We start from the raw sequence: 225 nt of genomic DNA, 5'->3' as shown, positions 1-225 counted from the left end.
AGGTGTGGGACGGGCCCTTGAGATTGCAGCCCGAAGAAGTGCTGGAAGCGCGCTTCATGCCCATCGCCGACGTTCTGCATCAGGCTGAAAAAATCCCTTACTGCCCGGACTCGCTCGCGGCGCTGAAACGCTACCTGCAGCAGATAGAGAATGCTCAGTAAGCCAGTGTTCAGAAATTGGCGTATCCAGCCCCTTAGCAACCGGTCTGTTTGCCGTTACACTGCG

1 pseudogene is annotated in these 225 nt (G+C 56.9%); it reads left to right on the top strand.

Features of this window, described 5'->3' with window-relative positions:
- Positions 1-161, top strand: a pseudogene (locus ALO43_RS28240) (NUDIX hydrolase); the annotation flags it as partial.
- Positions 162-225 lie beyond the last annotated feature (64 nt).

It is taken from the genome of Pseudomonas tremae, from assembly GCF_001401155.1.
Classification (GTDB): Bacteria; Pseudomonadota; Gammaproteobacteria; order Pseudomonadales; family Pseudomonadaceae; genus Aquipseudomonas; species Aquipseudomonas tremae.
Note: the sequence above shows the minus strand (reverse complement) of the source record. Positions and strands in the feature narration are given on the sequence as shown.